This window comes from Vespertiliibacter pulmonis, assembly GCF_013377275.1.
Taxonomy (GTDB): Bacteria; Pseudomonadota; Gammaproteobacteria; order Enterobacterales; family Pasteurellaceae; genus Vespertiliibacter; species Vespertiliibacter pulmonis.
On record NZ_CP016615.1, the window covers coordinates 625,283 to 640,273 of the forward strand.

Below are 14,991 nucleotides of genomic sequence, written 5' to 3' on the forward strand. Positions count from 1 at the left end.
AGAAAATTTAACCAAATTAAAGAATATTTCTGTATTGTGTTTAGCATATTATTATAAATTGATTGAAATTTTTTTGATTTTTAACAGAAAACGAACATTTTTATGCAAAATTCTTTATTTCCTGTCCATTTAACGCCAATTGGAATTATCCAAAGTCCTTACGGCGAAAAATTTGCTGTCCCCCGTCAACCTGATTTAGTTACCCAAGGTAAAGCGATTCTTCGCCTACTCCCCCCCTTTAATTCACCTGATGCAGTGCGAGGATTGGAACAATTTAGTCATCTATGGCTGATTTTTCATTTTCATCATATTCCAGAACGTACTTGGCACGCAACAGTTCGCCCGCCACGTTTAGGGGGAAATGAACGAATTGGCGTATTTGCAAGCCGAGCAACACACCGACCTAATCCATTAGGTTTATCGAAAGTTACCTTACAGCGTATTGAAATTGAGAGTGGTAACGTATATCTCCATCTAGGCAGTGTTGATTTAGTTGATGGCACGCCAATTTTTGATATTAAACCATACCTTGCCTATGCAGACAACGAACCTCAAGCACAATCAGGCTTTGCACAACAAAAACCTGCTCAAAAATTAGCAGTTGCTTTTTCTCAAACAGCATTACAAGCGGTCAATTCCAGTAAAAATTTTGTAAAATATGGAATTGACGATCCTATCCAATTTATTCGTGAAGTTCTCGCTCAAGATCCCCGCCCTGCTTATCAGCAAGGTAAACTGAGTGATCGTATTTATGGAATGCACTTAGCAAATCACAATATTTTATGGCAAATTGACAAGCAAGACCCGAACAAAGTCTGGGTGCTTGACCTTACACCGCTGAACTAATAGTAAAAAATCTGCTCTAATCGGCAACTCAATTTCCCTCTAACCCTATACATTTAAGGATACAAAATGAAATTACAAAATTATCTAGCAATCTTACCGCTTGCTTTCGCCGCTACTCATACTTTAGCCGAAGAAGCTCAAAGCAATAATGAATCAGTTTTCCATTTTTCTACACAAGTTAGTCGTACAGTTGAAAAAGATTTAATTCAAGCCGAAATATATAGCCGAAAATCAGGTAAAAATCTTTCTGATCTTAAAAAAGCCGTATCAACCAATCTAAACAAAGTATTAGCCCAAGCAAAACAATATCCCAAGGTTGATATTTCTGCTGAAGGTATTAGCAACTATGCCGATTATGACAACAAAGGAAAAGTAAACGGTTGGGTGGCAGAAGGAAGAATTTCGCTAAAAAGTAAAGACTTTGATGCTGTTGCAAAAATTTTGGAAAATCTAGATGACCAAATCGCTATCAGCCACGTTGATTTTAGTGTTTCGCCAGAGAAAATGGTTTCCCTTGAAGATGAAATGACACTCGAAATTATCAAACAATTCCAGCACAAGGCTGAAGTTATCCAAACAGGGTTAAATGCCAAAAAATATATCCTTAGTGATATACGTTTAAACACGCCCAATGGCGATATAAATCAAAATGCACCAATGCCAAGAATGTATGCGTTATCTGCAAAAATGGCCTCTGCTGATAGCCAACCAGAAAGCCTTCCGATGGAAGCTGGTAAAGCAACTATTTCCGCAACAGCATCGGGCAAAGTAACCTTTTCAAAAGAGTAGCTAATGAAATTGTTTAATAAAATTATACTTATTTTAATGCTTCCTAGCCTATTAACAGGTTGTTTAGTTACCTCTGTGGTTGGTGGAGCGGTTTCTGCGGTAAAAACTACCGTTAGTACTGCCGTTGATGTTGTCGATACCGTTACGCCTGATATTATTGATTAGGCTTGAACAAAATTCTTTGGCAACAAGCGGTAAGTTTCCTCGCTACATTTGCAAATCCGCTACAACAAGCTACAATGTCAGTTAATTTTTCATTTATACATTTAAGGAATTTTTATGAAAATTGCAAAAAACGTAGTGCCTAGTATTGCTTATCAAGTTCGTACTCAAGATGGCGTATTAGTTGACGAAGCTCCCGTTGAGCAACCCCTTGAGTATCTACACGGACACAATAATTTAGTTATCGGCTTAGAAAATGCTCTTGAAGGAAAAGTTGTTGGCGATACGTTTGAAGTGCGTGTACAACCAGAAGAAGGCTACGGTGAGTATAACGAAAATATGGTACAACGTGTTCCGAAAGACGTTTTTATGGGCGTTGATGACTTAGAAGTCGGTATGCGTTTCATTGCAGATACTGATGTTGGCCCTCTACCTGTAGTAATTACTGAAGTAGATGGCGATGAGGTTGTCGTTGATGGTAATCATATGTTAGCAGGTCAAGAGCTTCTTTTCAGCGTAGAAATTGTTGCAACCCGTGATGCAACACCTGAAGAAATTGAGCACGGACACGTTCACCAAGCGTCTGGTGGCTGCTGTGGTGGTCACGATCACGAAGGTGGTGAAGGTGGCTGTGGTTGCGGACATAACCACTAATCACACGGTAAAACATAATGAGTGAATTCGCTCTTAAAACTGGCACGGATTATCTCCGTGCCATTGTCAGCTCTAAAATCTACGATCTTGCCCAAATTACGCCATTACAACCAATGGAAAAATTATCTGACCGCTTGGGCAATACTATTCTAATCAAACGTGAAGATCGGCAACCTGTGCATAGTTTCAAATTACGAGGGGCTTATGCAATGATTTCCAGCCTTTCTTCTGCACAACAACATTCTGGAGTTATTGCCGCTTCTGCGGGAAATCACGCTCAAGGCGTAGCGCTTTCCGCCAAGCACCTAGGCTTACGTTCGCTCATTGTAATGCCACAAAATACGCCCTCAATTAAAGTTGATGCCGTGCGTAACTTTGGTGGTGAAGTATTACTTTATGGGGCAAATTTTGATGAAGCAAAAGCAAAAGCCATTGAACTTGCTGACGAGCTAAAAATGACCTTTGTTCACCCTTTCGATCACCCTCTTGTCATTGCAGGGCAAGGGTCAATCGGCATGGAATTACTACAACAAGCCAACGAACTCAACTATGTGTTTGTCCCTGTTGGTGGGGGGGGATTAGCAGCGGGAATTGCGGTACTGATTAAACAATTAATGCCTGAAATCAAAATCATTGCCGTTGAATCAAAAGATTCTGCTTGTCTTTATCACGCCCTAAAAGCAGGCGAACCGATTGAATTAGATAGAGTTGGGCTATTTGCCGATGGGGTTGCCGTTAAACGTATTGGTGATGAAACATTCCGCCTATGTCAACAATATATTGATGATGTAGTACTCGTTGATAATGACGAAGTGTGTGCTGCCCTAAAAGATATCTTTGAGAATGTCCGAGCGATAGCAGAACCTTCTGGTGCAATTTCGCTTGCTGGCTTAAAAAAATACGTTACACAGCACAATTTACAAGCGCAAAAACTTGCCTGTATTTTGTCTGGGGCAAATATGAATTTCCACACATTACGTTATGTTTCTGAACGTTGTGAAATTGGCGAAAAACAGGAAGCATTACTGTCAGTAACTATTCCAGAGCAAAAAGGCAGCTTTCTAAAATTTTGTGAAATTTTAGGCAATCGTGCGGTAACTGAATTTAACTACCGCCATGCAGACGATCAGCAAGCTCGTATATTTGTTGGGGTACGAGTTAGCGGTGCCGATGAAAAACAGCAAATTATCAAAGAATTACAACATACGGGTTATAATGTTACCGATTTATCTGATGATGACATTGCCAAAACCCATATTCGTTATATGGTTGGGGGCAGACCTCATTCACTCTCGCAAGAAACCTTATACAGTTTTGAATTTCCCGAACAAAAAGGGGCATTGCTTAAATTTTTACAAATATTGAGCAACTGGGATATTTCGCTCTTCCATTATCGAGCTCATGGAGCAGATTACGGTGATATTTTAGCTGCTTTTGTGGTAAATGATGAACAACAAGAAGCATTTAAACAGGATCTTAGCCATCTTGGCTATCGTTACCAGAACGTCAGCGACAGCCCTGCATATCAATATTTTTTAAAATAAGTCCGAGTTTTCGTTACAAAAAATAATGTTAAACTCACCGCTTATCATAAGCTATGGTAAGACTTTTCACACAAATAACATTTATTTAAGAGGCTAAAAAATGGCAGAACGTAAATACTTTGGCACAGACGGCGTACGAGGTGAAGTTGGAAAATTCCCTATTACCCCTGAATTTGCCTTAAAGCTAGGTTGGGCAGCAGGAAAAATTCTTGCAAATCAAGGGACTAAAAAAGTGCTAATTGGGAAAGATACCCGAATCTCTGGTTATATGCTTGAATCTGCTTTAGAAGCAGGTTTAGCTGCTGCTGGACTGTCCGCTGCATTTACTGGACCAATGCCAACACCTGCCATTGCTTATTTAACTCGCACATTCCGAGCTGAAGCGGGCATTGTAATTTCTGCTTCACATAATCCCTACTATGATAACGGAATCAAGTTTTTTTCATCAAGCGGTGAAAAACTGCCCGATGAGGTGGAACAAGCTATCGAGACCTTACTCGATCAGCCGATGGACTGTGTTAGCTCATCGGAATTAGGGCGAGCAAGCCGTATCACCGATGCTGCAGGACGTTATATCGAATTTTGTAAAAGCACCTTCCCAGCCAATTCAAGTCTTACTGGGCTTCGTATTGTAGTTGATTGTGCCAACGGTGCAACCTACCATATTGCCCCCAATGTAATGCGAGAACTCGGCGCAGAAGTAATTGAAATCGGAACACACCCTGATGGTTTAAATATCAATGAAAAATGCGGTGCAACCGATATCAAAGCATTACAACAAGTTGTTATTGAATCTGAAGCTGATGTGGGATTAGCCTATGATGGCGATGGTGATCGCTTAATTATGGTGGATCATTTAGGTAATAAAGTCGATGGCGATCAAATTCTGTTTATTATTGCTCGTGAAGCCTTGCGTGCAGGGAAATTACAAGGTGGTGTTGTTGGCACACTGATGAGTAATATGAGCCTTGAAATTGCACTAAAAGAACTGGCAATTCCTTTTGTACGAGCTAATGTGGGCGATCGTTATGTCCTTGAGCAATTAAAAGAAAAAGGCTGGAAATTAGGTGGCGAAAACTCAGGGCATATTATCGTATTAGATAAAAATACGACAGGCGATGGCATTATTGCCTCCCTTGAAGTGCTTAGTGCAATGGTAAATCATAAGCTCAGTTTAAATGAGTTAGTCAAAGCCGTTCCGCTTTTCCCACAAGTATTACTCAACGTCCGCTTTAATGGCGGAGCAAACCCACTGGAAAGTGATGAAGTAAAACACGTTGCTACCCAAGTTGAAAAACAATTAGCGGGTAAAGGACGAATTTTATTGCGTAAATCTGGCACAGAGCCACTGATCCGAGTGATGGTAGAGTGTGAAGATGGTGAACTTGCCCAACGTTATGCAGAAGAAATTGTCAATGCTGTAAAACGAAATTAAGACAAGCGGTCAGTTAAAAGCAAAATATTGCAAAAACTGACCGCTTACTGTTTATACATTACCTACATTGTTTAACTGATAGGAATAACTTATGAATCAACTTGAAATGAAAAAACTTGCAGCCCAATCTGCTTTACAATACATTAAACCTGACACGATTGTCGGCATAGGCAGTGGCTCAACTGTAAACTGTTTTATTGAAGCATTAGGCGAAATCCGCCATAAAATTAAAGGGGCTGTGGCTGCATCTAAACATTCTGAAGAGTTATTACGTAAACAAGGTATTGAAGTTTTCAATGCAAATGACGTGTCAAGTTTAGATATTTATATTGATGGTGCAGACGAAATCACCCCCCAAGGCTATATGATAAAAGGGGGAGGCGCTGCTTTAACCCGTGAGAAAATTGTTAGCTCATTAGCGAAAAAATTTATCTGTATTGTAGATTCTAGCAAACAAGTTAATATATTAGGTTCAACTTTCGCTTTACCCGTAGAAGTTATTCCAATGGCTCGTTCTTATGTTGCTCGCCAACTTGTCGCTCTCGGCGGATCACCTGAATACCGTGAAAATGTTATTACCGATAATGGTAATGTAATTTTAGATGTATATAACTTCAAAATTATGGAACCACTTAAAATGGAACACACTATTAACAATATTGCTGGGGTCGTAACCAATGGTATTTTCGCCCAACGTTACGCTAATATAACCATTATCGGCACACCTGACGGCGTAAAAATTATTGAATAATATAAAAATATAAACATTCGCAAACACAATTTGGAGACTGAACTATGTTAAATAAAGTATCCCTTGATAAGAGCAAAATTAAATTTGTTTTGCTTGAGGGAGTTCACCAAAATGCCCTAAACGCTCTAAAAGCTGCGGGATATACCAATATTGAATACCATAAAAAAGCCTTAGAAGGTGAAGAATTAAAAGAAGCACTCAAAGATGCCCACTTTATCGGTATTCGCTCTCGTACCGTTATTACCGAAGAAGTCCTCAACTACGCCCCTAAATTGATTGCCATCGGCTGTTTCTGTATTGGGACAAATCAAGTCAATTTAACGGCAACTAAACAGCGAGGTATTCCTGTATTTAATGCTCCATTCTCAAATACCCGCTCTGTAGCAGAATTAGTATTAGGTGAGATTTTATTACTAATGCGTAATATTCCGAAAGCGAATGCAGAAGTACACCGTGGTTTATGGAATAAATCTGCTACTGGCTCTAATGAGGTTCGAGGCAAAAACTTAGGCATTATCGGCTACGGCCATATCGGCTCACAGCTTAGTATTTTAGCAGAGGCTGTTGGAATGCACGTCTATTTTTATGATGTGGAAAATAAACTCCCACTTGGTAATGCACAACAAGTAGCGAACCTTGATGATCTATTAGCAATGAGTGATGCCATTTCACTGCACGTTCCCGATAATCCTTCTACCAAAAATCTGCTTAATGCCAACAACCTGCCAAAAATCAAACAAGATGCGATTGTTATCAATGCAGCGAGAGGAACTGTTATCGAAATTGATGCGTTAGTTGAAGTATTAAAATCAGGACAACTGCGTGGAGCGGCTATTGATGTTTTCCCAAAAGAACCTTCATCAATTAATGACCCTTTTGAATCACCATTAAGAGAGTTTGATAATGTTATTCTAACTCCTCACATTGGAGGTTCAACAACAGAGGCCCAAGCCAATATTGGTACAGAAGTTGCTCACAAACTTATCAAATATTCAGATAATGGCTCCACACTTTCTGCGGTAAATTTCCCTGAAGTTTCATTACCAGAACATAGTGGCACTAAGCGGTTATTACATATTCATATCAACAAACCGGGTATGCTAAATAAGATTAACCAAGTCTTCGTAGATTTGAATGTCAATATTGCAGCTCAATTTCTACAAACAGACCCTACTATTGGTTATGTTGTGATTGATGTTGAAACAGAAAAAACTGATGAAGCTTTAAAACGCTTAAAAGAGATAGACGGCACAATTAGAAGCCGTATTTTATATTAAAGAAAAATGGTCGCTAATTGCGACCATTTTTTTATTTCACTATAATTTTTTTACCATTCGTAAAATCAATTTCTTTGGCTTGGAACTGGATAGTAAATTTATTTTTTGGATCTGACAATACTTGTTGTGCAACTTGAGGTAGCTGGCTAAACGGTATTGTATAGCTTATCGGTAAAGCAGATCCTGCTTTAAAACCACCACCAAAGGCAATTGGCTCATCTAAAATTAAAATAGGTTGTTGGTTAAATATTAAAATAGTTGCCCAATGCACCTTTTTCATCGTATTTTTAGATTTATTTTTCAATGAATAATTAAAACTCACTACTTTTTCATTATTCACTTCTTTTGTCTCTACGCCAACAAATTTTAGCTCTAAACTGTCTGTAAAACGCTTTAATTCCCGCTCGCCAGTATCCGCTACTGGTACTGCTTTTTTATTAGTATTTGCTTTTGCTGATGAATTAACCGCTTTTACTGGTTTCTGTGTAGATTGTTTCTGTGCTTTATGTGTAGACTGTTTCTGTTGCTTATTATGGGTATTTGTTTCTGCAGAGGCAGACATTGCAATTACCGCAGATAATGATAACATTAAAAGTGATTTAAATAATTTCATCTTTTCCTCTATTTAATAATGGCTATTAAGCTACTCTATTATGAATAATATCATAAAACCTAATTTACTTGGATTCAACTGCAGATTTAACTTCATCAACCTTATTTTCAACAGCTTGAATAGCTTGTTTTGAATCTGATTTTAAATCCGATGCAATGACCTGGATAGCCTTGCCGGCATCTTGCATTGTATCTGCAATAATTTCTTTTGCATCTTTTAAAGAGCTACTTAACGAAGTTTTTACATTTCCTAATGCTTCTGATAATTTACTTTGTTTCTCATTTACAACAGAATTTACGCCTGAAATAACCGCTTGCTGATTTAATTTATCCTCTAACGCTTTACGCATTTCTTGCCATTTTTCTTCAGAAATCTTTCGTGCTTCTATTACTTTAGTATCTAACTCACCTTGTATTACCGATACTTTCTCATCAGCTAACTTCTGAACTTCAGCAATTTTCATCTCTGATGATTTTTGAATCTCTGCTACCTTATCCGCAAATGATCTTTCCGCCTGAGCGACTTTTTCGTCTGCTAGCTTTTGCATTTCAGCAATTTTTTGATTCGCATTTTTAGTTACTTCTTGCAATTTAATCTCTGATGATTTCTGCAATTCTAATAATTGACTCTGTGTTTCTTTTAACTCTGCCTCAACTTGAGCTTTGCCATTATCGCAAGCTGTTAAACAAACTGCCGAGCCTAATACTAATAAGGCGAACAATGATTTTTTCACGGTTTACTCCTTAGATAAGAGGTAAAAAAGGCACATAAACTGTGCCTTTCTATTAAAAATTATTTACCTTCAACAGAAGACTTCATTTCGTTTACTTTGCCTTCAACAGCTTTTTTAGCATCTTCAATTTTAGTTGCCGCCGCATCTTTCATTTCAGCTGCTTTATCTGCTACCGCATTTTTCGCTTCAACTGCTGCTGATTTTGCTTCTTCTACTTTCGTTACCGCTGCATTTTTCGTTTCAACTACTGCTGATTTTGCTTCTTCTACTTTTGTAGCCGCTGCATCTTTCATTTCAGTTGCTTTATCTGCTACCGCATTTTTCGCTTCAACTGCTGCTGATTTTGCTTCTTCTACTTTTGTAGCCGCCGCATCTTTCATTTCGGTTGCTTTATCTGCTACCGCATTTTTCGCTTCAACTGCTGCTGATTTTGCTTCTTCTACTTTTGTAGCCGCCGCATCTTTCATTTCAGTTGCTTTATCTGCTACCGCATTAGTTGCCTCAACTGCTGCTGATTTTGCTTCTTCTACTTTTGTAGCCGCCGCATCTTTCATTTCGGTTGCTTTATCTGCTACCGCATTAGTTGCTTCAGTTGCTGTTTGTTTTACTTCCGCAACTTTCTCTTTTGCTTGATCACAAGCAGCTAATGATAATGCTGAACCGAAAACAAATAATGCTGATAATAATTTTTTCATAAACTTTCCTTTTAAGAATTAAGAGATTAAAAAACGCATAGTTAGAACGAGAATTCAGTAAAAAGTTCACTAAACCCTCGTCTTTTTATGTTTAGCTACTACTTGCAACACGGGCTGCAGAATAAACATGACTTACCGCACTACTATGCCCTGCGAAGCCTTTACCATAAAAATAATATTTAGAATGTTGCCATTCTACTTTAGGTACAGCAACTGTTGGCTCATCAACAGTTTTAGCCACTGTCATTTCTGAAGTCGTGTGAGCTACACGAGAAAATGTCCCTAGTTTTCCATCAAAAGTATAACTGCTTTGGTACACATTTACTGGTGTATTATCCATTTCATCCATTACAATTTGAGGAGCAATACTTGCAACTGATTTCACACGCTGGCGGCGTTCATGATTTTCTTTCACTAAATCACGATCCGTTGCTTGGCTTACTACTGCACCAAAAGGCAATACAGCATTCACTTCTAATTTTTTCTCAGTCTGATCTAAATCAACCGCTTGCTCAGTTACAACTTCCGTTTTACGTTGATGATTTTCTTTAACTAAATCACGCTCTGTCTGCTGTGCAACAACACTCCCAAATGGAACTGCAAATTTCGCTTCTGGATTTGGTTTAGCTTTTACCGTATCGACACTCTCAATATTTTTTACAGGCTGCTGTGGTTTCATTTCTGCCTGTTGTTGTAGCATTTCATCAACAGAGAGGAAATTTACTTTTTCTTCTGTTTTCGGCATTTCGCAAACTTTTACCCAGATCTTACCGCTTGCAAGTTCTGGTGAAGCAACTGCAGCAGTTAAAGGCATTGGAGCTACTTTGATGCCTTCTTTTCGATCACGACGGCGTTGATTACCTACACGCAAATGGCGTGGTAAACGACGTTGACGACCATTTTCACGGCTCTCTACCGTAGGTTCTTTACTTTCAATAACAGAAGATTGTGTTGCTGCATTTTCTTCCACTTCTACCACCGCTTCGATAGGTGCGGTCATATAAGATGATTTTACTTTCTCTTGAGTATTATGAACCACAATATCATCTGCTGTAACTTGTACTGTTTCATTTACCACAGATTTTGCTGAAATTTCTTCAATTTGCTGTTCAACACGTACTTTTTTACGTAAGTCACGGCGCTGGCGACGTTCCGCCACTTTCGCTACATCACGTTGAGTACGTTCTGTCGCACCTGCAATTTCTTCGATAACTTCCGTACGTTTTTTAGGTTCAGATTTCGTTTCTTTAATCTCTTGAACAACTCTATTATTACGCTCTTGACGTGGTTGTTCAGCACGATTAGGACGCTCACGACGTTGATGGCGACGATCACGAGAATGACGCTTATTGTTGCGTGTTTTTTTCTCTGGTGCTTTCTCTTCTGGAGCAAAAAATCCTTTAATTTTCGCCAATATACGGCTAAATAGTGAAGGAGTTTCAGGCTCTGTCGGAACTGGAGCAGATTGTAAATTCAACGCTGAACTTTGCAATACGGACTCTACGGTAATAACAGGTTCATTTCGGGTAACTAACACTTCTTCTGAAGGTTGATGATATGTTGCTGAATTTTCTTCACGCTCTTGATAACGTTTTGCTAAATCATAGCTTAATGTTGGCACGATTTCAGTTTCACGCAGGCGATAAACACTAAAATGCGGGGTTTGCATAGATTCTGTCGGTACAACAACAACCTGCACATTATGGCGTTTTTCAATATCACTAATCGCTCGACGTTTTTCATTAAGTAAATAAGAGGCAATTTCTACTGGCACAATCGTATGAACTTGTGCGCTATTTTCTTTAATGGCTTCTTCCTCAACCAGACGTAAAATAGAAAGTGCAATTGATTCATTATCTCGGATTTTGCCTGTACCTTGACAACGTGGACAAACGTGGCTTGACGCTTCGCTTAATGATGGACTTAAACGTTGTCTTGACATTTCAAGTAAACCAAAACGTGAAATACGTCCAAATTGAATACGTGCACGATCTTGACGTGTTGCTTCACGAATACGAGTTTCTACTTCACGTTGATGACGTACAGGGGTCATATCAATAAAATCGATAACAATTAACCCACCTAAATCCCGTAAACGTAATTGGCGAGCAATTTCATCTGCCGCCTCTAAATTGGTATTTAATGCGGTTTCTTCAATATCACCACCACGAGTTGCACGAGCGGAGTTAATATCAATTGCAGTCAATGCTTCTGTTACATCAATGACAATCGATCCGCCAGAAGGTAAACGTACTTCACGTTGAAATGCTGATTCAATTTGCGATTCAATTTGATAGTGGCTAAAAAGAGGAACTTCGCCCTCATATAAACGTACACGACTGATGAAATCAGGACGAACAAGGCGAATATGATTTTTAGCTTTTTCAAAGATTTTCTTATTATCAATCAAAATTTCGCCAATATCACGGCGTAAATAATCACGAATAGCACGGACTATCACATCGCTTTCTTGATGGATAAGAAATGGTGCAGGGCGAGATTCTGCCGCTTTTTTAATGGCGTCCCAATGATGTAATAGTACTTTTAAGTCCCACTGCAATTCTTCTTGAGATTTCCCAACACCAGCAGTACGAACAATTAACCCCACATCATCTGGCACATCTAAGCTATCCAGTGCTTCTTTTAATTCTAAACGCTCTTCACCTTCAATACGGCGAGAAATGCCTCCTGCCCGAGGGTTATTCGGCATTAACACTAAATAACTACCTGCAAGAGAAATAAATGTAGTTAAAGCCGCACCTTTATTGCCTCGTTCTTCTTTACCCACTTGGACAATAACTTCCTGCCCTTCTTTGATGATATCTTTGATATTCGGGCGACCTTGAAATACATATCCATCAGGAAAATATTCACGAGAAATTTCTTTTAATGGTAAAAATCCGTGGCGTTCTGCACCATAATCGACAAATGCCGCTTCTAAACTTGGCTCTACACGGGTAATTTTTCCTTTGTAAATATTCGCTTTCTTTTGTTCGTGTCCTGGACTTTCAATATCCAAATCGAACAGACGTTGCCCATCGACTAAAGCAACACGCAACTCTTCTTTTTGAGTTGCATTGATTAACATTCTTTTCATTGTGTTTCTCATTATTGTTGTTGATTATGTTCACAACCTTCCCTGTTTGCTAAAAATGCAAGCCAATCTCCCGATTGTCTGAAATAAAAGAATCGCCAAATAAGGAACGTCGTGCTTATGATTGATTCAATGTCTTACACTCAAAATTGGTTGCAGAATCAATCAGTTAGGCTTGCTTTTAGGTGAATGCAAGCGGTACTTTTCTGCCTATTTTTGCAAAACGGTTATCCCGTAATTACAGACAAAAAATGCGTGTCATTATGGCATTTTACGCTTGAAATAGAAAGGCGAAAGACAATAAATTTATACAAAAAGAAAAGCAAGATTATTAAATATCTCGCTTTTCTTACCGCTGTTTTAGGCTAATTATTTATGTACAATATCAATATTGTCAGGTAAATGAATATCAAGCTGATTAAATGGAATTGAAATACCTGCTTTATCAAACTCTATTTTAACCTGTTCAGTTACCGCATAATAAACATTCCAGTAATCGCCACTATTAACCCAAGGGCGTGCAATAATCTGCACGCTACTTGCCGCTAAGGCACTCACTGCTATAACAGGTGCAGGCTCTTTCAATACTCGAGGATCATCTTCTAAAATTTGGGTAATAATCGCCTTAGCATTTGCAATATCATCTTCATAACCGATATCAAAAATAAAATCTACACGTCTAGTACTATTACTTGAATAATTTGTAATTTTATCGGAAAAAGTTTTTCCATTTGGGACGAGTACGGTTTTATTGTCTCCTGTGCGAAGTTCTAACATCATCAATCCCATTTTTTCTACTTTGCCAGCAGCGCCTCCCGCTTCAATATAATCTCCTCGCTTAAATGGTTTAAAAATTAAGATCATCACTCCTGCTGCAAAATTTTGTAATGAATTTTGTAACGCTAAACCTACCGCTAACCCTGCCGCACCAATTAACGCAACTAAAGAATTAGTGTTAATACCTAATTGAGAAAGTGAAACAATCACTGAAACCAATAATAATAAAAAATAAGCAATTGAAGTGACAAAACTTTGTAACATTTCATCATCACTTGAGGCTAAAATCGCCTTACCAATCAATCGGCTAACAATTCGAGCTAAATATTTTCCAATGATAAAAATAACAATCGCTAACACAATTTTGGTGGTATAGGGAATAACCCAATCCATCAAAATATCCCCTAATTTTTGAATATCTAATGTTTTCGCCCCATCAATCACTTTTGTTGCAACTTCTTGTACATCAATCTGTTTTACCGCTTCTACGGTCTGTGCTTCTTTACTCATTACTTCTCCCACACATTATGAAATAAAATAAATTTTAACATAAGCGATCTGTTCTCACAGATTTTTTGCAAATCTGTACATTGTATTTAAGTAAAATATGGTAGCATTTACATAATTTTATTGATGAAAAAAGACCAATGACGACACCCGAAAAAATTATTTCTGCCCGCGTACAATTTTTCACAATTAGCGATGATGAAGCAGGGCAACGCTTAGATAACTTTCTCTTAGCCAAACTAAAAGGCGTACCTAAAAGCCTAATTTACCGTATCGTTCGCAAAGGTGAAGTACGGGTAAACAAAGGGCGAGTAAAACCCGATTATAAATTACAAGCGGATGATATAGTACGCATTCCGCCTGTCAGAGTGGCAGAAAAAAATGACTCCCCAATTTCGACTAAACTGAACAAAGTTGCTGAACTTGAGCAACATATTTTATATGAAGACGATATTTTATTGGTGCTTAATAAACCGTCTGGCATTGCTGTTCACGGCGGAAGTGGGCTAACTTTTGGGGTCATTGAAGCCTTACGGGCATTACGTCCACAAGCCCGTTTTTTAGAATTAGTTCACCGCATTGACCGTGATACATCAGGGATTTTATTAGTAGCAAAAAAACGTTCTGCCCTACGCAATTTACATGAACAACTGCGAGAAAAAGTCGTACAAAAAGACTACCTTGCATTAGTACGTGGGCAATGGCAATCTCATACAAAAGTCATTAAAGCTCCATTGCTAAAAAATGAATTAGCGAGTGGCGAACGAATTGTGCGAGTCAGCGAAGAAGGCAAACCTTCAGAAACCCGTTTTACTATTGAAGAACGCTATCCTACGGCAACACTAGTAAAAGCCTCACCCGTTACCGGCAGAACACACCAAATTCGGGTACATACTCAATTTGCAGGACACCCTATTGCCTTAGATGATAAATATGGTGACCGTGAATTTGACCAAAAAATGCAAAATATCGGCTTACACCGCCTATTTTTACACGCTTACGCTATTCGTTTTGTCCACCCGAAAACCGAAGAACAGATGGTTATTACCGCTCCACTCGACAGCGCTTTAAAAAATATATTAGCAACACTACGAACAGATAACGCATAAAAAAG

The 14,991-nt window shown here is 38.6% G+C and carries 14 protein-coding genes and 1 pseudogene; 9 read left to right on the top strand and 6 right to left on the bottom strand.

All coding sequences use genetic code 11. The features are described 5' to 3' along the window. Positions 1-102: 102 nt before the first annotated feature. The 8 genes from tsaA (at position 103) to serA (ending at position 7,458) form a co-directional block, all read left to right on the top strand. Complete coding sequence (gene tsaA, locus A6B43_RS03090; RefSeq protein WP_124211531.1) at positions 103-846, top strand: tRNA (N6-threonylcarbamoyladenosine(37)-N6)-methyltransferase TrmO; 744 nt, start codon at positions 103-105, stop codon at positions 844-846. A 66-nt stretch (positions 847-912) separates the two neighbouring features. After that, positions 913-1,635, top strand: coding sequence for an SIMPL domain-containing protein (locus tag A6B43_RS03095; RefSeq protein WP_124211532.1), 723 nt, complete (start codon positions 913-915; stop codon positions 1,633-1,635). Between the two features lie 3 nt (positions 1,636-1,638). Then, positions 1,639-1,800, top strand: a complete 162-nt coding sequence (locus tag A6B43_RS03100; protein ID WP_170152441.1) for a hypothetical protein — start codon at positions 1,639-1,641, stop codon at positions 1,798-1,800. A 114-nt stretch (positions 1,801-1,914) separates the two neighbouring features. Then, positions 1,915-2,451, top strand: a complete 537-nt coding sequence (gene slyD, locus A6B43_RS03105) for a peptidylprolyl isomerase (protein WP_124211533.1) — start codon at positions 1,915-1,917, stop codon at positions 2,449-2,451. Between the two features lie 17 nt (positions 2,452-2,468). After that, the gene (gene ilvA / locus A6B43_RS03110; RefSeq protein WP_124211534.1) at positions 2,469-3,995 is read left to right on the top strand and encodes a threonine ammonia-lyase, biosynthetic; all 1,527 of its coding nucleotides are present in this window, start codon (positions 2,469-2,471) and stop codon (positions 3,993-3,995) included. 100 nt (positions 3,996-4,095) lie between these two features. Continuing rightward, positions 4,096-5,430: a phosphoglucosamine mutase gene (gene glmM, locus A6B43_RS03115; protein WP_124211535.1), complete on the top strand. Its 1,335-nt coding sequence runs from the start codon at positions 4,096-4,098 to the stop codon at positions 5,428-5,430. Positions 5,431-5,521: 91 nt separating this feature from the next. Then, entirely contained in the window at positions 5,522-6,181 is a 660-nt protein-coding gene (rpiA, locus tag A6B43_RS03120; protein ID WP_124211536.1) for a ribose-5-phosphate isomerase RpiA, read from the top strand. 44 nt (positions 6,182-6,225) lie between these two features. Further along, positions 6,226-7,458, top strand: coding sequence for a phosphoglycerate dehydrogenase (gene serA / locus A6B43_RS03125; protein WP_124211537.1), 1,233 nt, complete (start codon positions 6,226-6,228; stop codon positions 7,456-7,458). 31 nt (positions 7,459-7,489) lie between these two features. On the opposite strand, the gene A6B43_RS03130 is transcribed toward serA, so the two are convergent. The 6 genes and pseudogenes from A6B43_RS03130 to A6B43_RS03150 form a co-directional block, all read right to left on the bottom strand. Further along, entirely contained in the window at positions 7,490-8,071 is a 582-nt protein-coding gene (locus A6B43_RS03130; RefSeq protein WP_124211538.1) for a hypothetical protein, read from the bottom strand. 64 nt (positions 8,072-8,135) lie between these two features. Further along, positions 8,136-8,804 carry a hypothetical protein gene (locus A6B43_RS03135; protein ID WP_124211539.1) on the bottom strand — a complete coding sequence of 223 codons (669 nt, stop codon included), beginning with the start codon at positions 8,802-8,804 and terminating at the stop codon, positions 8,136-8,138. Positions 8,805-8,863: 59 nt separating this feature from the next. Further along, a complete protein-coding gene (locus A6B43_RS03140; protein WP_124211540.1) occupies positions 8,864-9,499 on the bottom strand; it encodes a histone H1 family protein in 636 nt (211 codons plus the stop codon). A 91-nt stretch (positions 9,500-9,590) separates the two neighbouring features. After that, positions 9,591-9,848: a hypothetical protein gene (locus A6B43_RS08895; protein ID WP_418902979.1), complete on the bottom strand. Its 258-nt coding sequence runs from the start codon at positions 9,846-9,848 to the stop codon at positions 9,591-9,593. A gap of 39 nt (positions 9,849-9,887) precedes the next feature. After that, positions 9,888-12,596, bottom strand: a pseudogene (rne, locus tag A6B43_RS03145) (ribonuclease E); the annotation flags it as partial. 366 nt (positions 12,597-12,962) lie between these two features. Continuing rightward, positions 12,963-13,880, bottom strand: a complete 918-nt coding sequence (locus A6B43_RS03150) for a mechanosensitive ion channel family protein (RefSeq protein ID WP_124211541.1) — start codon at positions 13,878-13,880, stop codon at positions 12,963-12,965. Positions 13,881-14,017: 137 nt separating this feature from the next. Between A6B43_RS03150 and rluC the strand changes: the two genes are divergently transcribed. Next, complete coding sequence (rluC, locus tag A6B43_RS03155) at positions 14,018-14,986, top strand: 23S rRNA pseudouridine(955/2504/2580) synthase RluC (protein WP_124211542.1); 969 nt, start codon at positions 14,018-14,020, stop codon at positions 14,984-14,986. Positions 14,987-14,991 lie beyond the last annotated feature (5 nt).